Origin of the sequence: Kitasatospora sp. NPDC089797 (assembly GCF_040684795.1) — a bacterium.
Lineage (GTDB): Bacteria > Actinomycetota > Actinomycetes > Streptomycetales > Streptomycetaceae > Kitasatospora.
Genome location: NZ_JBFBGS010000002.1, coordinates 121,418 through 146,636 on the forward strand (window position 1 = coordinate 121,418; position 25,219 = coordinate 146,636).

Annotated in this window: 20 protein-coding genes; 17 read left to right on the forward strand and 3 right to left on the reverse strand. The window is 74.4% G+C overall.

What is annotated here, in order from left to right; translation table 11 throughout:
• Positions 1-197 precede the first annotated feature (197 nt).
• Positions 198-1,085, forward strand: a complete 888-nt coding sequence (locus AB0O91_RS02180; RefSeq protein ID WP_363427208.1) for an SAM-dependent methyltransferase — start codon at positions 198-200, stop codon at positions 1,083-1,085.
• A 169-nt stretch (positions 1,086-1,254) separates the two neighbouring features.
• Here AB0O91_RS02180 and AB0O91_RS02185 read toward each other — a convergent pair whose 3' ends face one another.
• Positions 1,255-1,629 (reverse strand): S4 domain-containing protein, encoded by a 375-nt coding sequence (locus AB0O91_RS02185; protein ID WP_363427209.1) that lies wholly within the window; start codon positions 1,627-1,629, stop codon positions 1,255-1,257.
• A gap of 13 nt (positions 1,630-1,642) precedes the next feature.
• A complete protein-coding gene (locus tag AB0O91_RS02190) occupies positions 1,643-2,047 on the reverse strand; it encodes a VOC family protein (protein WP_363427210.1) in 405 nt (134 codons plus the stop codon).
• 82 nt (positions 2,048-2,129) lie between these two features.
• Here AB0O91_RS02190 and AB0O91_RS02195 point away from each other — a divergent pair, with 82 nt between their 5' ends.
• The 16 genes from AB0O91_RS02195 to cobA all read left to right on the forward strand — a co-directional run bounded on the left by AB0O91_RS02195 (position 2,130) and on the right by cobA (position 22,384).
• Complete coding sequence (locus AB0O91_RS02195; protein ID WP_363427211.1) at positions 2,130-3,341, forward strand: methyltransferase; 1,212 nt, start codon at positions 2,130-2,132, stop codon at positions 3,339-3,341.
• Positions 3,342-3,475: 134 nt separating this feature from the next.
• Positions 3,476-4,504 (forward strand): N-acetyl-gamma-glutamyl-phosphate reductase, encoded by a 1,029-nt coding sequence (gene argC, locus AB0O91_RS02200; RefSeq protein WP_363427212.1) that lies wholly within the window; start codon positions 3,476-3,478, stop codon positions 4,502-4,504.
• Between the two features lie 11 nt (positions 4,505-4,515).
• Positions 4,516-5,670, forward strand: a complete 1,155-nt coding sequence (gene argJ, locus AB0O91_RS02205; protein ID WP_363427394.1) for a bifunctional glutamate N-acetyltransferase/amino-acid acetyltransferase ArgJ — start codon at positions 4,516-4,518, stop codon at positions 5,668-5,670.
• A gap of 52 nt (positions 5,671-5,722) precedes the next feature.
• Positions 5,723-6,655, forward strand: a complete 933-nt coding sequence (gene argB, locus AB0O91_RS02210; RefSeq protein WP_363427213.1) for an acetylglutamate kinase — start codon at positions 5,723-5,725, stop codon at positions 6,653-6,655.
• Positions 6,652-7,857: an acetylornithine transaminase gene (locus tag AB0O91_RS02215; protein ID WP_363427214.1), complete on the forward strand. Its 1,206-nt coding sequence runs from the start codon at positions 6,652-6,654 to the stop codon at positions 7,855-7,857. The genes argB and AB0O91_RS02215 overlap by 4 nt, the downstream gene beginning before the upstream one ends.
• Before the next feature lie 23 nt (positions 7,858-7,880).
• The gene (locus AB0O91_RS02220) at positions 7,881-8,429 is read left to right on the forward strand and encodes an arginine repressor (RefSeq protein ID WP_363427215.1); all 549 of its coding nucleotides are present in this window, start codon (positions 7,881-7,883) and stop codon (positions 8,427-8,429) included.
• A gap of 126 nt (positions 8,430-8,555) precedes the next feature.
• Positions 8,556-9,980: an argininosuccinate lyase gene (argH, locus tag AB0O91_RS02225; protein ID WP_363427216.1), complete on the forward strand. Its 1,425-nt coding sequence runs from the start codon at positions 8,556-8,558 to the stop codon at positions 9,978-9,980.
• A 107-nt stretch (positions 9,981-10,087) separates the two neighbouring features.
• On the forward strand, positions 10,088-10,345 hold the full coding sequence (locus AB0O91_RS02230) for a sigma-70 family RNA polymerase sigma factor (RefSeq protein WP_050366885.1): 258 nt from the start codon (positions 10,088-10,090) through the stop codon (positions 10,343-10,345).
• A gap of 246 nt (positions 10,346-10,591) precedes the next feature.
• Positions 10,592-11,095, forward strand: coding sequence for a GNAT family N-acetyltransferase (locus tag AB0O91_RS02235; protein ID WP_363427217.1), 504 nt, complete (start codon positions 10,592-10,594; stop codon positions 11,093-11,095).
• A gap of 564 nt (positions 11,096-11,659) precedes the next feature.
• Positions 11,660-12,685: an ATP-binding cassette domain-containing protein gene (locus tag AB0O91_RS02240; protein WP_363427218.1), complete on the forward strand. Its 1,026-nt coding sequence runs from the start codon at positions 11,660-11,662 to the stop codon at positions 12,683-12,685.
• Between the two features lie 5 nt (positions 12,686-12,690).
• Positions 12,691-13,419 carry a methionine ABC transporter permease gene (locus tag AB0O91_RS02245; RefSeq protein WP_363427395.1) on the forward strand — a complete coding sequence of 243 codons (729 nt, stop codon included), beginning with the start codon at positions 12,691-12,693 and terminating at the stop codon, positions 13,417-13,419.
• Positions 13,420-13,477: 58 nt separating this feature from the next.
• Positions 13,478-14,302: a MetQ/NlpA family ABC transporter substrate-binding protein gene (locus AB0O91_RS02250; RefSeq protein ID WP_363427219.1), complete on the forward strand. Its 825-nt coding sequence runs from the start codon at positions 13,478-13,480 to the stop codon at positions 14,300-14,302.
• Between the two features lie 210 nt (positions 14,303-14,512).
• Entirely contained in the window at positions 14,513-15,148 is a 636-nt protein-coding gene (locus AB0O91_RS02255) for a GNAT family N-acetyltransferase (RefSeq protein ID WP_363427220.1), read from the forward strand.
• 210 nt (positions 15,149-15,358) lie between these two features.
• Entirely contained in the window at positions 15,359-16,615 is a 1,257-nt protein-coding gene (gene cbiE, locus AB0O91_RS02260) for a precorrin-6y C5,15-methyltransferase (decarboxylating) subunit CbiE (protein WP_363427221.1), read from the forward strand.
• A gap of 483 nt (positions 16,616-17,098) precedes the next feature.
• Positions 17,099-21,007 carry a nicotinate-nucleotide--dimethylbenzimidazole phosphoribosyltransferase gene (gene cobT, locus AB0O91_RS02265; RefSeq protein WP_363427222.1) on the forward strand — a complete coding sequence of 1,303 codons (3,909 nt, stop codon included), beginning with the start codon at positions 17,099-17,101 and terminating at the stop codon, positions 21,005-21,007.
• A gap of 129 nt (positions 21,008-21,136) precedes the next feature.
• Positions 21,137-22,384, forward strand: a complete 1,248-nt coding sequence (cobA, locus tag AB0O91_RS02270) for a uroporphyrinogen-III C-methyltransferase (protein WP_363427223.1) — start codon at positions 21,137-21,139, stop codon at positions 22,382-22,384.
• A gap of 51 nt (positions 22,385-22,435) precedes the next feature.
• Here the strand turns inward: cobA and AB0O91_RS02275 are convergent, their stop codons facing one another.
• Positions 22,436-25,177 carry a SpoIIE family protein phosphatase gene (locus tag AB0O91_RS02275; RefSeq protein ID WP_363427224.1) on the reverse strand — a complete coding sequence of 914 codons (2,742 nt, stop codon included), beginning with the start codon at positions 25,175-25,177 and terminating at the stop codon, positions 22,436-22,438.
• Positions 25,178-25,219: the final 42 nt, after the last annotated feature.

Below are 25,219 nucleotides of genomic sequence, written 5' to 3' on the forward strand. Positions count from 1 at the left end.
CCGTCCGGAGCACGGGCCGGTCCCGGCGTCAGGGGCGGTGGTCCGCACCCGCTTTGACGTGCACACACTCCCTGCCGCAGGTGTTGCGTAAACCTGAACTGCCGCTGTTTCCCCGGCGTGTCGTTGGATACGATCACCGCGCACCGCGTGTTACGGGGCAGTAGGCACATTCCGGCATTGCGCATTGGGGGCGGAACATGATGCACGAGGACACCGCGGCCATCGACCAGGACACCCGTACCGGCTGGGAGTGGGCCAGAGCCGACGACTGGCAGCCGCCGAGCGAGCTCGACACCGGCATCCCGCACACCGCCCGGATGTACGACTACTACCTGGGCGGCAAGGACCACTTCGAGGCGGACCGCAGCGCCGCCCGGGCCGCGATAGCCGCCTACCCCGCGCTGCCGCTGCTGGCCCGCACCAACCGGCAGTTCCTCGGCCGGGCCGTCGAGTTCGCGGCGGGCCGGGGGATCCGCCAGTTCGTCGACATCGGCACCGGCATCCCGACCGTGGGCTCCACCAACGAGGTCGCCCACCGGGTCGCCCCGGACGCCCGGGTGGTCTACGTGGACAACGACCCGATCGTCGCCACCCACGCCCGCGCCCTGCTGGCCGGCCACCCGGCCGGGCACACCTCCGTCATCGAGGCCGACCTGCGCGACCCGGAGGCGATCCTGCGCCACCCCGCGCTCGGCGCCGCCGTCGACCTCCGCGAGCCCGTCGCGCTGATGCTCGTCGCCGTCCTGCACTTCATCCGCGACGAGGAGGGCGCCCAGCGGATCGTCCGCACCCTGCGCGACGCGCTCGCCCCCGGCAGCGCCCTGATCCTCTCCCACGGCAGCCCCGACTTCGCGTCCCGGGAGAGCGCCGCCGAGGGCACCCGGATCTACAAGAGCGCCAGCGCGCCGCTGGTGCTGCGGCCCCGGGCCGGCGTCGAACCCTTCTTCGGCGACTTCGAGTTCGTCGGCCCCGGGCTCGTCCAACTCCCGCTCTGGCGCCCGGTCGCGGGCCACGTCCCCACCACCGACCTGCCCGAGGGCTGGCAGGACGTCTCCGCCTACGCCGGCGTCGCCCTCAAGCCCTGAACCCGCCCCGGTCCCGGCGGCCCCCGCCCCCGGGACCGGCCCCCGGACCTCCGTGGGCACCCGGACCAGCGTGGGCACCCGGATCGGCGAGGACGCCCCGCGGCGGCTCGCCCTCCAGGCCGCGCACCCGGTCCGCACCGGCGGAAGATGACCGGAGCCCGCCCGGGTGCTACCGCCGGCGCAGTTGGTCGAGGTCCCGGCGCTCCCGCTTGGTGGGGCGTCCGGCGCCGCGGTCCCGCTCGAAGAGCGGGGCGACGAGCTCGCGCGGCGGCCGCGGCGGGCTGTTGTCGACCAGGCACTCCGCCGCGACGGCGGCGCCGACCCGCTTGCGGATCAACTGCCGCACCACGACGACCCGCTCGTACCCCTCCTCGCGGACCCGGACCTCGTCGCCGGGCTTGAGCGTCTGCGCCGGCTTGGCCCGCTCGCCGTTCACCTTCACATGGCCGGCCTTGCAGGCCGCCGCCGCCAGCGCACGCGTCTTCGCCAACCGGACCGACCAGATCCAGGCGTCCACCCGTACGCTTCCCTCGTGTTCAGCCATCCCCGGAGCCTACCTAAGCGGCGGCCGGGGCCTCCTGGACCGCCCAGCCGTTGCCGTCCGGGTCGTTGAAGAACACGAAGTTGTTCCAGGCCTCGCCGTGTCCGTTCACCCGCGAGCCCGCCACGAAGTGCTGCACCGGGCTGACCTGCACGCCGCGGGCGGCCAGCTCCGCGTGCGCCTTCTCGATGTCCGGGACCACCAGTTGGAGGCCCTTCACCGAGCCGGGCGCCGCCTCGATCACCCCGGCGCCCACCACGATCGAGCAGGGCGAGCCCGGGGGAGTCAGCTGGACCACCCGGACCCCGTCCCGGAGCCGGGTGTCGTGGTCCACCCTGAAGCCGGCCTGCTCCTCGTAGAAGAGCTTCGCGCGGTCCACGTCCGCGACCGGGACCACTACGACTTCGAGCTTCCAGTCCATCGCCCTCACCCCTCTCGGTCGGGCTCTTCCAGTATCTGCCGAAACCGTTCCCCGGCGGACCTTCGGATAGCCTGAGAACACGATGAATCCGCAGACCACGCCCGCCTCGTCACCGTCCGCAACCACGTTCGCGACCCCCTGGGGCACCCTCGACCTGACCCGCTTCCCGGTGGATCCGCGCGAGCGGCTGCGGGCCTGGGACGCCGCCGACGAGTACCTGCTGCGCCACCTCGCCGGCGAGGCCGACAGCGCCGCCGGTGTCGCCACCGACCTGGCCGGCCGCCGGATCGCCGTCCTGGGCGACCGCTGGGGCGCGCTGGCCACCGCCCTGGCGCGGTTCGAACCGGTCCAGATCAGCGACTCCCACCTCGGCCGGCAGGCCACCCGGGAGAACCTCGCCCGGGCCGGTGCGGCCGTCGACGAGGCCCGGCTGCGCACCACCCGGGACACCCCGCCGGAGCGGATCGACGTCCTGCTGGTGCGCGTCCCCAAGAGCCTGGCCCTGCTGGAGGACCAGCTGCACCGGCTCGCCCCGGCGCTCCACCCCGGCACGGTCGTGGTCGGCACCGGCATGGTGACCGAGATCCACACCTCCACCCTGGAGCTCTTCGAGCGGATCCTCGGCCCGACCCGCACCTCGCTCGCGGCCCGCAAGGCCCGGCTGATCTTCTGCACCCCCGATCCGGCGCTCGACCCCGGCCCCAACCCGTGGCCGCACCGCTACGCGCTGCCGGCGGACATCGGCCCGGCGGCCGGCCGCACCGTGGTCAACCACGCGGGCACCTTCTGCGCCGAGCGGCTCGACATCGGCACCCGGTTCCTCCTGGCCCACGTGCCCACCCCCGCCGCCGGCGACCGGGTGGTCGACCTGGGCTGCGGCAACGGCGTGGTCGGTACCGCCGCGGCGCTGGCCGGGCCCGGCGCGGAGCTGGTGTTCGTGGACGAGTCGCACCAGGCGGTGGCCTCCGCGGAGGAGACCTTCCGCACCAACCTGGGCCCGGACGCCCGGGCCGAGTTCCGCACCGCGGACGCGCTCGACCCGGCGGTGTTCGCCCCCGGCTCGGTGGACCTGGTGCTCAACAATCCGCCGTTCCACTCCCAGCAGGCCACCACCGACGCCACCGCCTGGCGGATGTTCACCGGCGCCCGGCGGGCGCTGCGGCCGGGCGGGGAGCTGTGGGTGGTCGGCAACCGCCACCTCGGCTACCACGTGAAGCTGCGCAAGCTCTTCGGCAACTGCCAACTCGTCGCCGGGAACCCGAAGTTCGTCGTACTGCGGGCGGTCCGGCGGTAGCGCCCGCGGCCGGCCCCCGACCGGGGCCCGGCCGGGTCCGCGCCGCCGCGACCCCGTGGCCGCAGCGGACCGACCCAGCCTTGCATGGATTTTCCCTCACGCGTATATTCATGCCACAACAAAGGAGGAACGCCATGGCATTGCGAGTCGCCGTCGCCGGTGCGAGCGGGTACGCGGGCGGCGAGGTGCTGCGCCTGCTGCTCGGCCACCCGGAGGTGGAGATCGGGGCGCTGACCGGCGGCTCGAACGCGGGGACCAGGCTGGGCGCGCTCCAGCCGCACCTGGTCCCGCTGGCCGACCGCGTCCTCGAGGCCACCACCCCCGAGGTGCTGGCCGACCACGACGTGGTGTTCCTGGCGCTGCCGCACGGCCAGTCCGCCGCCGTCGCCGAGGCTCTCGGCCAGAACGTCCTGGTGGTCGACTGCGGAGCCGACTTCCGGCTCAAGGCCGCCGCCGACTGGGAGCAGTTCTACGGCAGCGCCCACGCCGGCACCTGGCCCTACGGCCTGCCCGAACTCCCCGGCCACCGCGCCGCGTTGAAGGGCAGCAACCGGATCGCCGTGCCCGGCTGCTACCCGACGGCCGTCTCCCTGGCGCTCTTCCCGGCCTACGCGGCCGACCTCGCCGAGCCGGAGGCCGTGGTGGTCGCCGCCTCCGGCACCTCCGGTGCGGGCAAGGCGGCCAAGACCCACCTGCTCGGCAGCGAGGTCATGGGCAGCGTCAGCCCGTACGGCGTCGGCGGCGTGCACCGGCACACCCCGGAGATGGTGCAGAACCTGAGCCCGCTGGCCGGCGGGCCGGTCACGGTGTCCTTCACCCCGACCCTCGTCCCGATGCCGCGCGGCATCCTCGCCACCTGCTCCGCCAAGGCGAAGCCGGGGGTGAGCGCCGGGAGCCTGCGCGCCGCCTACACCGAGGCGTTCGCCGACGAGCCCTTCGTCCACCTGCTGCCCGAGGGGCAGTGGCCGCAGACCAGCAGCGTCTACGGCGCCAACGCCGCCCTGGTCCAGGTCGCCCTGGACGCCACCGCCGGGCGGATCATCGCGATCAGCGCGATCGACAACCTCGTCAAGGGCACCGCCGGCGGCGCGGTGCAGAGCATGAACATCGCCCTCGGCCTCCCCGAGGAGCTGGGCCTTCCGCTGAACGGAGTCGCACCGTGACCACCCCGAACATCGGCGTGACCGCCGCCCAGGGCTTCCGGGCCGCCGGCGTGACCGCGGGCATCAAGGCCTCCGGCACCCCGGACCTCGCCCTGGTGGTCAACGACGGCCCCTCGTTCGCGGCGGCCGGCGTCTTCACCTCCAACCGGGTCAAGGCCGCGCCCGTGCTCTGGTCCCAGCAGGTCCTCAAGGGCGGCCGGGTCTCCGCCGTCGTGCTCAACTCCGGTGGCGCCAACGCCTGCACCGGTCCGGCCGGCTTCCAGGACACCCACGCCACCGCCGAGAAGGTCGCCGCCGAGCTGGGGCTCAACGCCGGCGAGGTCGCCGTCGCCTCCACCGGCCTGATCGGCGTCCGGCTGCCGATGGACATCCTGCTGCCCGGCGTCACCCTGGCCGCCGGCGAGCTCAGCGCGGCCGGCGGCGAGGCCGCCGCGATCGCCATCAAGACCACCGACACCGTGCACAAGACCGCCCGGTACACCAGCCCGGCCGGCTGGACGGTCGGCGGCATGGCCAAGGGCGCGGGCATGCTCGCCCCCGGCCTGGCCACCATGCTGGTCGTCCTCACCACCGACGCCGACCTGGACAGCGCCGCCCTGGACGCCGCGCTGCGCGACGCCACCCGCACCACGTTCGACCGGATCGACTCCGACGGCTGCATGTCGACCAACGACACCGTGCTGCTGCTCGCCTCCGGCGCCACCGGCACCGCCCCGGACGCGGTCGAGTTCGCCGAGGCCGTCCGCACCGTCAGCGCCGACCTGGCCCGCCAGTTGATCGGCGACGCCGAGGGCGCCAGCAAGGACATCCGGATCGACGTCACCGACGCCGCCACCGAGGACGAGGCGGTCGAGGTCGCCCGCACCATCAGCCGCAACAACCTGCTCAAGTGCGCCATCCACGGCGAGGACCCCAACTGGGGCCGGGTGCTGTCCGCGATCGGGACCACCACCGCCGCCTTCGACCCCGACCGGCTGGACGTGGCCATCAACGGGGTCTGGGTCTGCCAGGACGGCGGCGTCGGCGAGGACCGCGAGCTGGTGGACATGAAGGGCCGCGAGGTCGTCATCACCGCCCGGCTCAACGCCGGTGCGGCGAGCGCCTCGCTCTGGACCAACGACCTCACGGCCGACTACGTCCACGAGAACAGCGCCTACTCCAGCTGAGCCGCGCCGGCCGGTCCACCGCAGCCGGCATCCGTTCCGACGAGGGAATCCCGTGCAGATCGCACCCAAGGGCGAACAGGCCCGCAACAACACCGCGCTGCCCAAGGCCCTGACGCTGATCGAGGCGCTGCCCTGGCTGGAGCGCTTCCACGGCAAGACCGTGGTGATCAAGTTCGGCGGCAACGCCATGGTCGACGAGAGCCTCAAGGCGGCCTTCGCCCAGGACGTCGTCTTCCTGCGCTACGCCGGGCTGCACCCCGTCGTGGTGCACGGCGGCGGCCCGCAGATCAGCGCCCAACTGGCGAAGCTCGGCCTGGAGTCCAGCTTCACCAACGGCCTGCGGGTCACCACCCCCGAGACCATGGACGTGGTCCGGATGGTGCTGGCCGGCCAGGTCCAGCGCGAGCTGGTCGGCCTGCTCAACGAGCACGGCCCGTTCGCGGTCGGCATGACCGGCGAGGACGCCCACACCATGACGGCGGTCAAGCGCTACGCGGTGGTGGACGGCGAGCAGGTCGACATCGGCCAGGTCGGCGACATCGTCAACATCGAGGCCGGCGCGGTGAAGGCGCTGATCGCCGACGGCCGGATCCCGGTCATCTCCTCGATCGCCCGGGGCGCCGACAACCACGTCTACAACATCAACGCCGACACCGCGGCCGCCGCCCTGGCGGTCGCCCTCGGCGCCGAGATGCTCGTGGTGCTGACCGACGTCGAGGGCCTGTACAAGGACTGGCCGAACTCCGACGACGTGATCAGCCAGCTCAACGCGAGCGAACTGGAGGGACTGCTGCCCGGCCTGGCCAGCGGCATGCTCCCCAAGATGGAGGGCTGCCTGCGCGCCGTCCGCTCCGGCGTGGGCACCGCCCGCGTGCTGGACGGCCGGGTGCAGCACAGCCTGCTGCTGGAGATCTTCACCGACGAGGGCATCGGCACGATGGTCGTGCCGGACGACGAGCCGACCGTGACCGGGGGACTGGCATGACGCACAACGAGCAGCTCACCGACCGCTGGCAGCACTCCTTCACCGACAACTACGGCACCCCCCGGATCCCGCTGGTGCGCGGCGAGGGCGTCAAGGTCTGGGACGCCGACGGCAAGGAGTACACCGACCTGCTGGGCGGCATCGCCGTCAACGCCCTCGGCACCGCCCACCCGGCCGTGGTCGAGGCGGTCAGCCGGCAGATCGCCACCCTGGGCCACGTCTCCAACCTCTTCATGGCCGAGCCGACCATCGCCCTCGCCGAGCGGCTGCTGCGGCTGGACGGCCGGGAGGGCGGCCGGGTGTTCTTCTGCAACTCCGGCGCCGAGGCCAACGAGGCCGCCTTCAAGATCAGCCGGCGCACCGGCCGCACCCGTCTGGTCGCCCTCCAGGGCGGTTTCCACGGCCGGACCATGGGCGCCCTCGCGCTCACCGGCCAGCCCGCCAAGCAGGCGCCGTTCCAGCCGCTGCCCGGTGACGTCACCCACGTCCCGTTCGGCGACGTCGAGGCGCTGCGCGCGGCCGTCACCACCGAGACCGCCGCGGTCTTCCTGGAGCCGGTCCAGGGCGAGAACGGCGCGATCCCGCTGCCCGACGGCTACCTGAGGGCGGCCCGCGAGATCACCCGGGCCACCGGCACCCTGCTGGTCCTGGACGAGATCCAGACCGGCGTCGGCCGCACCGGGTACTGGTTCGCCCACCAGGCCGTCGAGGGCGTCGAGCCGGACGTGGTCACGCTGGCCAAGGCGCTCGGCGGCGGCCTGCCGATGGGCGCGGTGCTGGCCTTCGGCCCGGCCGCCGACCTGCTCACCCCGGGCCAGCACGGCACCACCTTCGGCGGCAACCCGGTGGCCGCCGCGGCCGGGCTCGCGGTGCTGGACACCATCGAGTCCGAGGGCCTGCTGGAGCACGTCCGCAAGATCGGCGACCGGCTGCGGCACGGCGTCGAGGCGATCGGCGACCCGCTGGTCTCGCACGTGCGCGGGGCCGGGCTGCTGCTCGGCATCGTGCTCACCGAGCCGGTCGCGGCCCGGGTGCAGGCCGTCGCGCAGCAGGCGGGCTTCCTGGTCAACGCCGCCGTGCCGGACGCGGTGCGGCTGGCGCCCCCGCTGGTGCTCACCGAGCAGGAGGCGGACGCCTTCCTCGACGCGCTGCCGGGCATCCTCCGGACGGTGCGCGAGAGCGCCCCGGCCGATGCGAGTTGACCGTCGTCCGGGAGAATAATCACATGACCGATTCCCACTCCGGCCCGTCCGCCGCCGGCCCGACGCCGCAGGTCCCGCAGACCCGCACCGCGCGCCACCGGCGGATCGTGGATCTGCTCACCCGCCAGCCCGTGCGTTCGCAGAGCCAGCTCGCCAAGCTGCTCGCCGACGACGGACTGGTGGTCACCCAGGCCACCCTCTCCCGGGACCTGGACGAGCTGGGCGCGGTCAAGATCCGCAACAGGGACGGCGCGCTGATCTACGCCGTCCCCGCCGAGGGCGGCGACCGCACGCCGCGGGCGCCGATGGGGGAGTCGGCCAGCGAGGGCCGGATGGCCCGACTGGCGGGCGAGCTGATGGTCTCCGCGACCGCCTCCGGCAACCTGGTGGTGCTGCGCACCCCGCCCGGGGCCGCGCAGTTCCTCGCCTCGGCGATCGACCAGGCCGAGGTGTTCGAGATCATCGGCACCATCGCGGGCGACGACACCGTGCTGCTGATCAGCCGCGACCCGGCCGGCGGCCAGGCGCTGGCCGACCACCTGATGCAACTCGCCCAGGCCAAGGCCCAGTAGGCCCGGCCGGGCCCGGAGGCGGCACGAACCCCGGTCGAAGGATCCCCTTCGACCGGGGTTTTGTGTTTCATACGGTCTGATGCATACTTATGCCACTCACCGTACATCCGTGAAGGAGCCACCGCGATGACCGCCCAGCAGTCCTCCGACGTCCGCCTCTGGGGCGCGCGCTTCGCCGACGGCCCGTCCGAGGCGCTGGCCCGGCTCTCCGCCTCGGTCCACTTCGACTGGCGGCTCGCGCCGTACGACATCGCCGGCTCCAAGGCCCACGCCCGGGTGCTGCACCGGGCCGGCCTGCTCTCCGACGAGGAGCTGGCCGGCATGCTGGCCGGCCTCGACCAGCTGCTCGCCGACGTCCGGGCCGGCACCTTCGTGGGCACCGTCGCCGACGAGGACGTCCACACCGCCCTGGAGCGCGGCCTGCTGGAGCGCCTCGGCGCCGACCTCGGCGGCAAGCTGCGGGCCGGGCGCTCGCGCAACGACCAGATCGCCACCCTGTTCCGGATGTACCTGAGGGACCACGCCAGGACCATCGGCGGCCTGCTGCTCGACCTCCAGCACGCCCTGGTCGGCCTCGCCGAGGCCCACCCGGACACCGCGATGCCGGGCCGCACCCACCTCCAGCACGCCCAGCCGGTGCTCTTCGCCCACCACGTCCTCGCGCACGTGCAGGCCCTCGGCCGGGACGCCGAGCGGCTGCGCCAGTGGGACGCCCGCACCGCCGTCTCCCCGTACGGCTCCGGCGCGCTGGCCGGCTCCTCGCTCGGCCTCGACCCCCAGGCGGTCGCCGCCGACCTCGGCTTCGAGGGCGGCTCGGTCGGCAACTCCATCGACGGCACCGCCTCGCGCGACTTCGTCGCCGAGTTCGCCTTCGTCACCGCGATGATCGGGGTCAACCTCTCCCGGATCGCGGAGGAGGTGATCATCTGGAACACCAAGGAGTTCGGCTTCATCACCCTGCACGACGCCTTCTCCACCGGTTCCTCGATCATGCCGCAGAAGAAGAACCCGGACATCGCCGAGCTGGCCCGGGGCAAGTCCGGCCGGCTGATCGGCAACCTGACCGGCCTGCTGGCCACCCTCAAGGCGCTGCCGCTCGCCTACAACCGGGACCTCCAGGAGGACAAGGAGCCGGTCTTCGACTCCTGCGACACGCTGGAGGTGCTGCTGCCCGCGTTCACCGGGATGATGGCCACCCTCACCGTGCACCGCGAGCGGCTGGAGGAGCTGGCCCCGGCCGGCTTCTCGCTGGCCACCGACATCGCCGAGTGGCTGGTCAAGCAGGGCGTGCCGTTCCGGGTCGCGCACGAGGTGGCCGGCGCCTGCGTCAAGGTCTGCGAGGCCCGGGGCATCGAGCTCTCCGACCTGACGGACGAGCAGTTCGCCTCGATCTCCGCCCACCTGACCCCCGAGGTCCGGTCGGTGCTCAGCGTGCACGGCGCCATCGCCGCCCGCAACGGGCGCGGCGGCACCGCCCCCTCGGCCGTCGCGGTCCAGCTCGCCGAGGTCAAGGCGGACCTGGCGCGGCAGCAGGAGTGGGTCCAGGGCTGACCCCTGGCGGGGCACGGAGGGGCGCGGCGGTCCGACCGGCGCGCCCCTCCCGGGGGCGTGCCCCGGTCCGGGCGTAACCGGCCCCGCCCTTGCCCGTCAAGCACGGTGTGTGCACCCCCCTTCCGTCCGTCCCCTCCGCCGAGGACGTCTACCTCGCCGAACACCGCCGCCGCGTGGTCCGCGAGACCGTCGCCGCCCTGCCCGGCCGCTGCCCCCAGCTGATCGCCGCCCTCGCCGAGGATCCGCCGCCCACCTACCGGGAGCTCTCCGAACGCCTCGGCATGCCGCGCGGCTCCATCGGCCCCACCCGCTCCCGCTGCCTGGCCTGCCTGCGGCTGCTGCTGCACGCCGAGCGCTACCCCTGACCGGGACCGGCCCGCTCCGCTCACCCGGGCGCCGCACACCCGGCCCCGCCCCGCGCGCGGCGTGTCGCCCCGCCCCGGTCCGGCGTGACCCTTGCCACGTCTGCCCCCGCGAAGGTTGAGGGAACCTGACACCCGGGTAGCACGCTGGCGAACGTCACTCTTGACGGTGGCGCATACGCTCGGATACTGAGCGTGAGCGCGCCACCCTCTGCGCGCCGGGCACGACGACTGGGGAGGCCCCTCCACATGGGCATGAGCGTGATCATCTCGGCCGCTGCGGCCGAGGATGCGGAGCAGATCCTCAAGCTCCAGTACCTGGGCTACCAGCCCGAGGCGGAGCTGTACGGCGACTGGGCGATCGAGCCCCTGACACAGAGCCTGGAGAGCCTGCGCAGCGAACTGACCGAGCAGCACGTCCTGGTCGCCCGGCTGGGCGACGAGGTGGTCGGCGCCGTCCGCGGTCACGTCGACGCCGAGGGGATCGGCCGGATAGGGCATCTGGTGGTCCACCCCCGGATGCAACGCCACGGCCTGGGCGGCCGCCTGCTGGACGCGCTGGAGCGCCGGATGGCCGAGGGCGGCCGCCCGGTGACGGCCTACCGACTGTTCACCGGCCACCGCAGCCTCGGCAACCTGCGGCTGTACGCCCGCCAGGGCTACCGGCAGACCGCCGTCGAGCCGGTCACCAACCGGCTGAGCTTCGTGCACCTGGAGAAGCCGGTCGCCACCCCGCTCGCCCGGACCGCCTGATCCGGGGCCGTACCCGGGCATCCCCGACGCCGCCACCATCCGGACCGCCCGGTGGCGGCGTCGAGGCGTTCCACCCCGATCCCCGAAGGCCCGTGTCCGCAATGCGGACAGTCGGGCCCGAACAGTTGGGCGTCCATCGGCCCATCTGTTTTACTGGCTCACATGACTGCGACGACGAACTGGACCCCCACCGGCACGCTGCCGGCAGGTGAGCGTGCCATGTGCCGTCGAATGTGTCACTGCTGAGGGCCATCGCCCCCGGCACCCGTCGCGGGTGCCACCCCCTCGCGCCCCGAAGCGAGACTCCGGCGCCGCTCCCGCCCGTGCGAGCGCGCCCCCTCCCGGAACCCCGGAATCCCCGGACCCTCCCCTCCGGCGTGCCCGCCCACCCGCGGCCGTCGATGACTCGTTAGGGCCACGCCGTCGCGCGGCCCGGCCGTTCTACGGCCACGATCAAGAGGTGGCAGGTCCGGATCCCCCTGGCGAGGCGTCGTAGGACACCGCCGACCGCACCCCGGTCGGGCGGCCGAAACCGTCGCCCGCCCCCGACCCACGGAAGCAGCTGTGATCACCACCACGGACCTGACGAAGGTCTACCGTTCCCGAGGCCGCGAGGTGACCGCCCTCGCCGGCGTCGACCTGCACGTCCGCCCGGGCGAGGTCTACGGAGTCGTCGGCACCAGCGGTGCCGGCAAGTCCACCCTCATCCGCTGCGTGAACATGCTGGAGCGCCCGACCTCCGGCACGGTCACCGTGGACGGGGTCGAGCTCACGGCGCTGTCCGGCGGCGAGAACCGGGCCGGCAGGGAACTGCGCGAGGCGCGCCGCCGGATCGGCATGGTCTTCCAGCACTTCAACCTGCTCTCCTCCCGCACCGTGCAGCAGAACGTCGAACTCCCGCTGGAGATCATCGGCCTGGACCGCACCCAGCGCCGCCGCCGGGCCGCCGAACTGCTCGACCTGGTCGGCCTCGCCGACAAGGCCCGCAGCTACCCCAACCAGCTGTCCGGCGGCCAGAAGCAGCGCGTGGGCATCGCCCGCGCCCTGGCCGGCGACCCCAAGGTGCTGCTCTCCGACGAGGCCACCTCGGCGCTCGACCCGGAGACGACCCGCTCGATCCTCAAGCTGCTGCGCGACCTCAACCAGCAGCTGGGCCTGACGGTCCTGCTGATCACCCACGAGATGGACGTCATCAAGTCCGTCTGCGACTCCGCCGCCCTGATGCGCGGCGGCCGGGTGGTGGAGTCCGGCGAGCTGACCGACCTGCTGGCCGAGCCCGGCTCCGAGCTGGCCCGCGAGCTGTTCCCGCTGAGCGAGTTCGGCACCGGCCACCCCGGCGCGACCGTGCTGGAGATCACCTTCCAGGGCGACACCCCGGCGCAGCCGTTCGTCTCCCAGCTGGCCCGCACCTACCAGATCGACATCAACATCCTCGGCGCCGCGGTGGAGACCATCGCCGGCCGGATGGTCGGCCGGATGCGGGTCGAGCTGCCCGGCGGCCACCAGGACAACGTGGTGCCGATCGGCTACCTGCGCGAGCAGGGCCTCCAGGTGGACGTGATCGGCGCGGCGAACGGAGCGGTGGCATGAGCGGCCTGAGCTGGGACCAGATGCAGGACCTGATGTGGCCCGCCACCCAGGAGACCTTCCAGATGGTCGGGGTCGCGACCCTGTGCACCGTGCTGCTCGGTCTGCCGCTCGGCGTCCTGCTGGTGCTCACCTCCAAGGGCGGCGCGCTGCAGAACCAGCCGGTGAACAAGGTGCTCGGCGCGGTGGTGAACCTCACCCGCTCGCTGCCGTTCATCATCCTGATGATCGCGCTGATCTCCTTCACCCGCTGGCTGACCGGCAACTCCCTGGGCTGGCAGGCCGCGACCGTCCCGCTGACCGTCGGCGCGATCCCGTTCTTCGCCCGGCTGGTCGAGACCTCCGTCCGGGAGGTCGACCGCGGACTGGTCGAGGCCGTGCAGGCGATGGGCGGCAGCACCTGGACGCTGGTCCGCAAGACGCTGGTGCCCGAGGCGCTGCCCGGCATCGTCGCCTCCGTCACCACCACGGTCATCGCGCTGATCGGCTACTCGGCGATGGCCGGCACGGTCGGCGGCGGCGGCCTCGGCGACCTCGCCTACCGCTACGGCTACCTGCGCTTCGAGACCGCCTTCATGTGGATCATCGTGGCCGAGATCGCGATCATCGTCACGATCATCCAGCTGGCCGGCGACTACGCCGTGCGCCGGCTCGCCAACCGGGGCCGCGGCGGCGGACGCACCCGCCTGCTCCGCCCGCGCGCCACCACCCCCGACGAGGACCTCGTCGCCTCCTAGACCTCCCACGTCCGACCTCCGGACGCGGCTCCCCGCATCACGCAGAAAGGCACTTTTCGTGCGCAACGTTGTGAAGTCCATCAGTGTCCTCGCCACCGCCGGCCTCGCCCTGTCGCTGGCCGCCTGCGGCAGCTCGGGTTCGTCCTCCTCGGACCCGAACGCCCCGCTGAAGGTCGTGGCCAGCCCGACCCCGCACGCGAAGATCCTCAAGTTCGTCGAGGACAACCTCGCGGCCAAGGCGGGCCTCAAGCTCGACATCAAGGAGGTCACGGACTACGTGACCCCCAACACGGCGGTGCAGGACGGTTCGGCCGACGCCAACTACTTCCAGCACCTCCCGTACCTGGAGGACTTCAACAAGAAGAACGGCACGGACATCGTGTCGGTCGAGCCGGTGCACCTGGAGCCGCTCGGCGTCTACTCCAAGAAGGTCAAGTCGCTCAACGACCTGCCGGAGGGCGCCACCGTCGGCCTGCCGAACGACGCCACCAACGAGGGCCGCGCGCTCAAGCTGCTCGCCGACAACAAGCTGATCACCCTCAAGGACGGCGCCGGCACCGCCGCCACCCCGGCGGACGTCACCGGCAACCCGAAGAACCTCAAGTGGAAGGAGCTGGAGGCCGCCCAGATCCCCCGCTCCCTCCCCGACCTCGACGCCGGTGTGATCAACGGCAACTACGCGATCGACTCCGGTCTCAAGCCGACCACCGACGCGCTGGTGCTGGAGAAGGCCGAGGGCAACCCGTACGCCAACATCCTCGCCGTCAAGAAGGGCAAGGAGAACGACCCGCGGGTGAAGAAGCTGGCCGAGCTGCTGCACTCCGACGAGGTCAAGAAGTACATCAACGACACCTTCCAGGGCGCGGTCATCCCGGCCTTCTGACCGGGCCGACCGTCGTACGGTCACACCCCGCGCAGCGCCCGACCAGGCCCCCGCCGCACCTCGGCGGGGGCCTGATCGGGCAGTATGCACCAGGGACACCACGGCAGACCGGGTTCTGACGTACCGTCGTGCGGGCGGCGCACCGCGTGACGGCCGGTGCGCGACGGAGGCGTACGGTGTTGTGTTCACGACCCGGCGAGGAGAGACGGCATGGCAGCGAGCTTCCCCGAGACCGCCATCAGCACCGAACGGCTGCTGCTGCGGCCCCTTGCGGAGGACGACGCCCCCGGCCTGGCCACCATGATGGCCGACGACCTCGTGCTGGCCTGGACCGATCTCCCGCACCCCTTCACCGAGGCCCACGCGGCCGAGCTCGTCCGCACCCTCGCCCCCGCCCACCGCGCCGCCGGGCGCGGCATCGTCTTCGCCGTCACCGAGCACCTCACCCAGCGCCTGGTCGGGCTGGTCGAACTGCGCAACACCGACTGGCGGCTGCGCAGCACCGAGATCTCCTACGTCACCGCCGTCTGGGCACGCGGCGAGGGCTACGCCCCGGAGGCCGTCCTCGGCGTCGCCCAGTGGCTGTTCGAGGACCGGGGCTTCCTGCGCCTGGAACTGCGCACCGCCGCCGGGAACACCGCCGCCCAGCAGGTCGCCCAGAAGATCGGCGGCATCAGCGAGGGCGTGCTGCGCAGCGCCTGGATAGTCCGCGGCGAGTCCGGCGAGACCGGGGGGGACGGCCGCAGCGATCTGATCCTGTGGAGTCTGCTCCCGGAGGACCTGGAGTCGCCCGGACTGCACCGCGACGGCTGGCACGGCGACCACCGCTACGCGCTGCGCGACTGATCCCGCCGCTGGTCACCCCACCCGGCGCGGACATGTGTGCGGGATGTCGGCCTCCGGACGACCGCACCCGGTAGCCTCTCACCGGTGCCACACAGCGGGCCCCGCGGAGTCGGCGCAGCACCGCCGACCCGACGCAGCCGACGCAGCGCCGTCGGCACCGGACCGCCGGCGCGACGAGCCGCGCATCGAGTCGAGGGAGAACGGCCGCAGATGGCTGACCGGATCACGGTCATCGGGTGGGACGGTACGCCGCTGACCGAGGCCGCCGGCGCGGCCCTCGCCGCGGCGACCCTGGTGGCCGGAGCGCCCTACCAACTGGACGCCCTCCCGGTACCGGAGGGGGCGGAGCGGTTCGCCCTCGGCAACGTCCAGCAGGCCGCCCGCAGGATCGCCGAGCACCGCGGCGCCGCCGTCGTGGTCGCCGAGGGCGATCCGGGCTTCTTCGGCGTGGTGCGCACCCTGCGCCGCCCCGAGTACGGCCTCGAACTCGAAGTCCTGCCCGCCGTCTCCTCGGTCGCCACCGCCTTCGCCCGGGCCGGCATGCCCTGGGAGGACGCCCAGGTGGTCAGCGCCCACGGCGGACGGCTGCGCCGGGCGGCCAACATCTGCCGGGCCCACCCCAAGGTCGCGGTGCTCACCGCCCCGGGCGCCGGGCCGGGCGAACTCGCCCTGATGCTGCGCGGGGTGCACCGGACCTTCGTGGTCTGCGAGGCCCTCGGCACCCCGGAGGAGGACGTCACCGTCCTCACCTCCGACCGGATCGCCGACCACACCTGGCGCGACCCCAACGTGGTGCTGGTGATCGGCGGCGGCGCCCAGGCCGGCGCGGTCGGCGAGGCGGCCGGCTGGCTGGCCGGGCGCCCGCTGGGCTACCCGGGCGCGGACCGCGGCTGGGCGCTCCCCGGCGACGCCTACGCGGGCGCGGGGCGCACGGAAGGCGAGCCGGGCGCGTCGGAGGCGCTGCCCGCGCACGTGCGCGCCCTGGTGCTGGCCCGTCTGGGTGCACGTCCCGGGGACCTGGTCTGGTCGGTCGGCGGGGGCAGCGGCGCCCTCGCGGTGGAGGCGGCCCGGTTCGGCGCCGCCGTGGTCGCGGTCGAGTCCTCCCGCTCGGCCTGTGCCCGGCTCACCGTCAACGCCCGCCGGTACGGGGTCGAGGTGGAGGCGGTCTACGGGCAGGGCCCCGAGGTGCTCGGCGGACTGCCGGAGCCGGACGCCGCGGTGGTGGAGTCCGGCGGCCTCGACGTCGTGCGGGCGGTACTGGCCCGCCGGCCCGAGCGCTTCGTCGCCCTGGCCCGGACCTTCGGCGAGGCCGAGGAGATCCGCCGGGCCATCGTCGGGGCCGGCTACCGGGCGGACGGCGCGCTGCTCCAGTCCACCCCGCTGCGGGCCGCCGAGGAGGGCGGCGCACTGACGCTCGGAGCGGGCGCGGACGGCGCACTGCTGCTCTGGGGTGAGCAGATCGTGTGAAGGGCTCGGGCACGCGCCGGGGCTGCCGGGCGGACCGTGCGGTGATCCAGGTCGCATCCGGACACCGATTCGAGAGGTCACCGCGCCGGGCCGGTAGTGTGGCGTCCCAGGCGGCTGCAGCCGCCGGCGACCCACCCGATTCGGTCGGTTTGTCACCTTTTTGACGTGGTGCAACCCGGTTCCGCTCGGAGTGTGGGCAATTCGACGGGCCGCCTGCCGGACCTGGAGAATGCCGTAGGGTCCGGTGCGGTCGTGCCGGTTGCTCCGGGTTGTCGTTGATTCAGACGGCGCACCGTCCGTCCGGGCGGGGCCCGGGCCGGGGTGCCGCAGCGCGCCGGAAGGACTTGGGCCGCAGCGCCACGGCGCGGCGGCCACGTGTGGTTGAGGGGCGGGTCGGTGCAGGCCCGGCCCGTGCGGATGGGCGCTGCGGTCGGTGATCGCGTCGCCAAGGGGCGCGGCAGCGGCCTGGAAGGAGCTTTGACAATGACCGATGGCGGCCACGTCCCGGGCGAGGGACTGCCGGAGCACCTGCACGTCGGGCCCGGCCCGCTCGGCGGACCGGAGGGCGTCGCGGGCGTTGCACCCTTGCAGGGCGTCGCGACCGACGGCGTGCTCCCCGACCCGGCGGCGCCGCTCGGCGGCCTGCCCGGCGCGGGTGTGATCCCGCCCCAGGCGCAGCCGGTCTTCGAGGGGCAGTCGAACTTCACCGTCCCCGGCGTGCCCTCCCCGGCGTCCCCGGGCGACGGCTGGACCGTCGACCAGGGCGCCGCCCCGCGCCCGGCCTTCCACTTCGTCGACCAGCCGGACGGGCTGGACGATGACGACGACGTCCTGCTGATGCCCGGTCCGCAGGGCTCCTGGGGCGCCGACCAGGCGCCGTTCGCGCCGCAGCCGGACGGCACCCCGGTCGAGCCGTCCTGGCCGCCGGTCGACCCGCCGGTGCTCGGCGGCGAGCCCGTCCAGCAGCAGCCGCTCCACGCCGCCCCGGCCCAGCCGCAGGCGCAGCAGCCGATGACGCAGGCTCAGCAGCCGCGCCGTCCGCTGCACGCCGGCCCGCCGATCCCGGACCCGTCGCTGATGACCGGCCAGGTGCCGGTCCGTTCGCTGGCCGACCGCGGCCCCTCGCAGGGCGGCACGCCGGCGCACGGCATCCCGGTGGTCGGCCGGCCGCCGATGGGCGAGACCGTCGCGCCGACGGCACCCGTCGTGCCGCAGGCCGCCCCGACGGCGCCCGCCGCGCCGGTGCCCCCGGTGATCGGTACGGTCGAGGGCGGGCCCGAGGTTCACCAGGTCCCGCAGGGCCAGGGCTACCAGCAGGTGCCGCTGGCCTCGCAGCCGGTCGAGGGGATGCTGGCCGTCGAGACGGTCGGTGCCATCGAGGTGGTCGAGGTCGTCGAGCTGCCGGACGCCGTCCACGTTGTGCCGGTCGCCGAGGCCGTCCCGGTCCAGCCCGCCGTCGAGGCCGACCCGGCCGTCACGGTCGAGCCGGTTCCGGCGGAGGCCGCCGTCCCGTCGGTCGCCGAGGCCTTGGTGGCCCCCGTGGCCCCCGTGGCGGAGAGCGCCGCGATCGAGACCGTGGTCGTCGAGGCCACCGCCCCGGAGACCGGCGTGCCCGAGGGCGCTGCCGAGCCCGTTGCGGCGGAGGCCGCCGTCCCCGCCGAGCAGGCCGAGGCCGCCGCCCCGGCCGGTCCGCCGCGCCGGATCTCCGCCTTCCTCGCCGCGCCGACCCCGCACGGCCTGCCCAAGGTCGGCGCGGCCCAGCAGGTTCCGGTGGTCGAGGAGGCGGCGCAGGAGCAGCCGGTCCCCATAGCGGCCGCCGAGGCGCCGCAGGCCGTCGAGGTCCCGCCGGCCGCCGAGCCGGTCCCGGTCGTCGAGGTACCGGTCGTCGAGGCGGCTCCGGCCGTCGTGGCCGAGCCGGTCGCCGAGACCGCCGCCGGTACCGGTGAGATGCCCTCCGGTCAGGCCGTCGCGGAGACCGGCGAGGCCGTCGAGGTTGCTGGAACGATCGAGGTCGCCGAGGCCGTCGGGCCGGAGCCGGTCGCCGAGGCCGCCGCCGCCGAACCGGCTGCCGTCGAGCCCGCCGTCGCCGAGGGCGAGCAGGCGGAGGCCGTGCCGGCGGAGGCACCCGTCGAGGCCCCGGCCGAGCCGGTCGCGGAGCAGACCGAGCAGCCGGAGCAGCCCGTCGAGGCCGTCGCCCCGGAGACCGTCGAGCAGCCCGCCGAGGCCGCCGCTCCGGAGACCGAGCAGCAGCCGACCGCCGAGGCCGTCGAGCAGCCCGTGGAGGCCCCGGCCGCCGAGCCGGACCCGGCCGAGGCCCCGGCCGAGCCGGCCGCGACCGTCGCCGCACCGGAGGCCGCCCAGGAGGAGGCCCCCGCCGTCGAGCAGCCCGAGGCCCAGGCCGAACAGCCCGCTGAGCAGGCCGAGCAGCCCCCGGCGGCCCCGGTCGCCGAGGAGCCGCAGCCCGAGGCCCCGGCCGAGCAGCCCGCGGCCGAACAGCCTGAGCAGCCCGAGCCGGCCGAGCAGACCGATCCCGCCGTGCCGGTCGAGGCCGAGGCCGGGGCGGAGTCCGCCGCCCCCGCCGCCGAGGGCGAGCAGCCCGCCGACTCCGCCGAGCCCGAGCAGCCCGCCGAGCCCCGCGGCCCCGCCGCCCCCGGCTACGACGAGGCCGGCCGCGACGCCGTCCACCAGGTGATCCGCGAGCGCCGCGACATCCGCAACGGCTTCCGCCCGGACCCGATCCCGCACGAGGTGCTGATCCGGGTCCTGGAGGCCGCCCACACCGCGCCCAGCGTCGGCTACTCCCAGCCCTGGGACTTCGTGGTGATCCGTTCGGCGAAGACCCGCAAGCGGATGCACGCCCTGGCCGAGCGCCAGCGCGAGGCGTACGCGGACTCGCTGCCGAAGGGCCGGGCCAAGCAGTTCCGGGAGATCAAGATCGAGGCGATCCTCGACACCCCGGTGAACATCGTGGTCACCGCCGACCGCACCCGCGGCGGTCGGCACACCCTCGGTCGGCACACCCAGCCGCAGATGGCCCCGTACTCGGCCGCCCTGGCCGTCGAGAACCTCTGGCTGGCCGCCCGCGCCGAAGGCCTGGGCGTCGGCTGGGTGAGCTTCTTCGACGACGAGGAGCTGGTCCGCGAGCTCGGCCTGCCCGAGCACCTGGAGGTCGTCGCCTACCTGTGCGTCGGCTTCGTCGACGAGTTCCCGGACGAGCCCGAGCTCGAGCAGCAGGGCTGGGCGAAGAAGCGCCCGCTCGCCTGGGTCGTCCACGAGGAGCAGTACGGCAACCGCGCGCTGCCCGGCGAGGAGCCGCAGAGCCTGCTCGCCGACACCCTGCGCGGCATCCGCCCGCTGGACGCCAAGGCGCTCGGCGAGGCCTGGGACCGCCAGAAGCGGATGACCAAGCCGGCCGGCTCGCTCGGCATGCTGGAGATCATCTCCGCCCAGCTGTGCGGCCTGTCCCGCAAGTGCCCGCCGCCGATCCCGGAGCCCGCCTGCGTGGCGATCTTCGCGGGCGACCACGGCGTGCACGCCCAGGGCGTCAGCCCCTGGCCGCAGGAGGTGACCGCCCAGATGGTGGCCAACTTCCTGGCCGGGGGAGCGGTGATCAACTCCTTCGCCAAGCAGATCGGCACCGAGGTCTGCGTGGTGGACGTCGGCGTCGCCGCCGAGCTGCCGCAGGCCGTCCAGCAGGGGCACGCCACCGGCCTGCTGCCGCGCAAGGTCCGGCCCGGCACGGCCGACATGACCCAGGGCCCGGCGATGACCCGCGAGGAGGCCCTCCAGGCGGTCGAGGTCGGCATCGAGACCGCCCGCGACCTGGTCGCGGCGGGCAACAAGGCGCTGGTCACCGGCGACATGGGCATCGCCAACACCACCGCCTCGGCCGCCCTGATCTCGGTGTTCACCGGCCTCGACCCGGCCGAGGTGACCGGCCGCGGCACCGGCATCGACGACGAGACCCACGCCCGCAAGATCGAGGTCGTCCGCGCGGCGCTGGCCCTGCACCAGCCCGACCCGAACGACCCGATCGGCGTCCTGGCCGCCGTCGGCGGCCTGGAGCACGCGGCCATCGCCGGCTTCCTGCTGGGCGCCGCCTCGCTGCGCACCCCGGTGGTGCTGGACGGCGTGATCGCCGGCTCGGCCGCACTGGTCGCCAAGGCGATCGCCCCCGAGGTGCTGGCCGCCTGCATCGCCGGCCACCGCTCCGCCGAGCCCGGCCACCAGGCCGCGCTGGCGAAGCTGGGCCTGCGTCCGCTGATCGACCTGGACCTGCGGCTCGGCGAGGGCACCGGTGCCCTGCTGGCCCTGCCGCTGGTGCAGAGTGCCGCCCGCGCGATGCACGATGTAGCCACCTTCGACTCCGCCGGGGTCACCGAGAAGGCCTGACGCACCACCGCACCGCTCCGCGGACCGGCCCGAGGGCGCGCCGGCCCGCGGAGCGGTGTACTTGCCGCCCGGTCTCCGGAGCGGCGCACCACCCGCACCGCCCCCTCATCCCGATCAGGAGCACCGCCGATGAGCGCGCCCACCCCGCACCCCGGCACCGAGGGCCGGACCCCGTACCCGGTCGGTCTGCTGCTGGCCGGACGTCGCGTCGTCGTGGTCGGCGGCGGCCAGGTCGCGCAGCGCCGGTTGCCCGCCCTGATCGCCTCCGGCGCCGAGCTGCACCTGATATCCCCGGCCACCACCCCCGCCGTCCAGGCCATGGCCGACGCGGGCGAGCTGACCTGGCACGCCCGCCCGTACGCGGACGGGGACCTGGCCGGCACCTGGTACGTCCTGGTCGCCACCGACGACCCGGCGGTCAACGCCGCGGTCAGCGCGGAGGCCGAGCGCGAGCGGGTGTTCTGCTCCCGCAGCGACGACGCGGCCGCCGCCACCGCCTGGACGCCGGCCAGCGGCCGCGACGCCGGCGCCACCGTCGCCGTGCTCACCGGTGACCCGCGGCACTCCGCCGCCCTGCGCGACGCCATCGTCGGCGGCCTCCGGGACGGCTCGCTGGCCGCCCGCTCCTACCGCTCGCACGGCGCCGGGGTGGCGCTGGTCGGCGGCGGCCCCGGCGACCCGGACCTGATCACCGTGCGCGGCCGCCGGCTGCTCGCCGACGCCGACGTCGTGGTGGCCGACCGCCTCGCCCCGCGCGAGCTGCTCGCCGAACTCCCCGAGCACGTCGAGGTGATCGACGCCTCCAAGATCCCGTACGGGCGCCAGATGGCCCAGGAGGCGATCAACGAGTCGCTGATCGAGCACGCCAAGGCCGGCAAGTTCGTGGTCCGGCTCAAGGGCGGCGACCCGTACGTCTTCGGCCGCGGCGGCGAGGAGCTGCTGGCCTGCGCCGAGGCGGGCATCCCGGTCACCGTGGTGCCCGGCATCTCCAGCTCGATCAGCGTCCCGGAGACGGCCGGCATCCCGGTCACCCACCGCGGGCTGACCCAGGAGTTCACCGTGGTCTCCGGCCACGTCGGGCCGGACGACCCGCGGTCGGTCACCAACTGGGCGGCCGTCGCCGGGCTGACCGGCACCCTGGTGCTGCTGATGGCCGTGGACAAGATCGGCGCCATCGCCGCCAAGCTGGTCGAGCACGGCCGCCCGGCCTCGACCCCGGTCGCGATCGTCCAGGAGGGCACCACCGCCGCCCAGCGCCGGGTGGACGCCACCCTGGCCACCGTCGCCGCCGTGGTCGAGGCCGAGGGCGTCAAGCCCCCGGCGGTGATCGTGGTCGGCGACGTGGTGAACGTGCTGGCCGCCGCCGTCCGGCCCTGAACGTGACGCGCGGGAAGTCGGCCGGTCCGACTTCCCGCTCCGCGCTCCCCCCTACTCCAAGGACTGCTCCGTCCAGATGACCTTCCCGGTCGCCGTGTAGCGCGTCCCCCAGCGGTCCGCGAACTGCGCGACCAGGAACAGCCCGCGCCCGCCCTCGTCCTCGGTCGCCGCGTACCGCAGGTGCGGCGAGGTGCTGCTGCCGTCCGACACCTCGCAGATCAGCGAGCGGTCGCGGATCAGCCGCACCCGGATCGCCCCGGAGCCGTACCGGATCGCGTTGGTCACCAGTTCGCTCAGGATCAGTTCGGTGACGAACGCGGCCTCGTCCAGCCCCCAGTCCGCCAGCCGCCGCGCCACCTGCTCCCGCACCGCCCCCACCGCCGCCGGTTCGGCGGGCACCTCCCACTGCGCGACCCGGTCCGCCGCCAGCACCCTGGTCTCCGCGACCAGCAGCGCGATGTCGTCCTCCGGATGCGCCGGCAGCATCACCCCGAGCACGTCCGCGCAGGTCTGCTCGGGCGTGCGCGGCGGCCCGCCCAACGCCGCCCGCAGCAGCTCCAGGCCCTCGTCGATGTCCCGCTCGCGGGCCTCCACCAGCCCGTCCGTGTACAGCACCAGCCGACTGCCCTCGGCCAGCTCCAGCTCGACGGTCTCGAACGGCAGCACCGCCAGCCCCAGCGGCGGACCGGTCGGCAGCTCCGGGAACACCACCCGGCCCTGCGGGTCCACCACGGCCGGCGGCGGGTGCCCGGCACCGGCCAGCGTGCAGCGCCGGGACACCGGGTCGTAGATCGCGTACAGGCAGGTCGCCCCGGTCAGGCCGGCGCTCCCGTCGTCGCCCGCCTCCTCCTGGTCGATGCGGTTCACCAGCTCGTCCAGATGGCCCAGCAGTTCGTCCGGCGGCAGGTCGAGCGTCGAGAAGTTGTGGATCGCGGTCCGCAGCCGCCCCATCGTCGCCGCCGCGTGCAGCCCGTGGCCGACCACGTCGCCGACCACCAGCGCCACCCGCGCGCCCGGCAGCGGGATCACGTCGTACCAGTCGCCGCCCACCCCGGCCTGGGCCGGCAGGTAGCGGTGCGCCACCTCCAGCGCGTCCTGCTCCGGCAGGCTGCGCGGCAGCAGGCTGTGCTGGAGCGTCACCGCCATGGCGTGCTCGCGGGTGTACCGGCGGGCGTTGTCGACGCACACCGCCGCGTGCGCCACCAGCTCCTCGGCCAGCCTCAGGTCCTCCGGCTCGAACGGCTCCGGCCGCTCCGCCCGCCAGAACCGGACCACCCCCAGCAGCACCCCGCGCGCCCGCAGCGGCACCCGCACCAGCGAGTGCACCCCGTACGCCAGCAACTGCTCCGAGTGCTCCGGGTCCTGCGCCCGCCAGTCCCGGGCCCGCGCCAGCTCCGGCTCCAGGCGCGACAGGCCGCTGTCCAGGGTCGCGGCGAGCGGGGTGGCGGGCACCACGTCCAGGACGGTGCCCACCGGGTGGAACGGCGCGTCGTCCCTGACCCCGGCCAACGCGGCCCGGCACATCCGGCCCAGCGGGGCGCCCGGCGGGAGCTCCTCACCGGCCGGCACCTGCTCGGCGAGGTCCACCGTCACGAAGTCCGCGAAGCGCGGCACCGCGACCTGCGCCAGCTCCTCCGCGGTCCGGGTCACGTCCAGCGAACTGCCCACCGTCATCCCGGCGTCGTACAGCAGCCGCAGCCGCCGTTGCGCGCCCTCGGCCCGGCCGGTCAGCGCCCGCAGCTCGGTGGAGTCGCGCAGCGTGGCGACGCAGCCGGGCGGACCGCCGTCCCGGTCGGTCAGCCGGACGTTCACCGCGAGCAGCCGCTCCCCGGCCAGCACCACCTCGTCGGTCACCGGCCGGTCGGCGGTCAGCAGCTCCAGCGGGGCGGGCTCCAGGCCCAGGTCGGTCACCGGGCGGCCCTCGGCGTCCGGCGGCAGGTCCAGCAGCCGGCGCGCCTCGTCGTTGCAGAGCAGCAGCCGCCCGTCCCCGCCGATGATCACGACGCCCTCGCGCACCGCGTGCAGCACGGCCGCGTGGTGCTCGTACATCCTGGTCATCTCGACCGGTCCCAGCCCGTGGGTCTGCCGCCGCAGCCGTCGGCTGATCAGGGCCGTGCCCAGGGTCGCCAGGCCTATCGCCCCCGCCGCCGCGCCCAGCACCACCGGCAACTGGCGCTCGCTCGCCGTCGACACCGAGCTCAGGGTGACCCCTGCCGAGACCAGCCCGGCCACCGAGCCGTCCGGCGCGTCCACCGGTACCACCGCCTGGACCAGCGGGCCGAGGGTGCCGGTGAGGTGCTCGGTCACCACCTGGCCGTGCAGCGCGGGTTCGTACGTGCCGACGAACTTCTTGCCGATCCGGGCCGGGTTGGGGTGGGTGTAGCGGATGCCCTGGTCGTTCAGCACGACGATGAAGTCCACCCCCGAGGACGCCCGCGCGGCCTCCGCCCTCGGCTGGAGCACCGCGGTCGGGTCGGGGGAGCGCAGCGCCGCCACCATCCCCGGCGAGTTGGCGAAGGCCTGGGCGACCGCCACCGACCGGTTGCGCGCCTCGTGGTCGGCGTCGTTGCGCGACTGCACCACCAGCGCCACCGCGGCCCCCGCCACCAGCAGCAGCACGATCAGGATCTGCAGCGCGAACACCTGCCCGGCCACCGAGCGGTGCCGCGCCGGTCGTGACCGCTCGGTGCGGGGCAGCTGTTGCCGACCGTGTGGGCGCCCACCGGAGGAACCGGCGTCGCCGGTGGCACCAGAGGCCGACGGAGCCCAGGATCGGCCCGCAAATCGGGCCATACGGTCATATTTGCACTCTGGCTAGCCCGGGACCACCCCGTC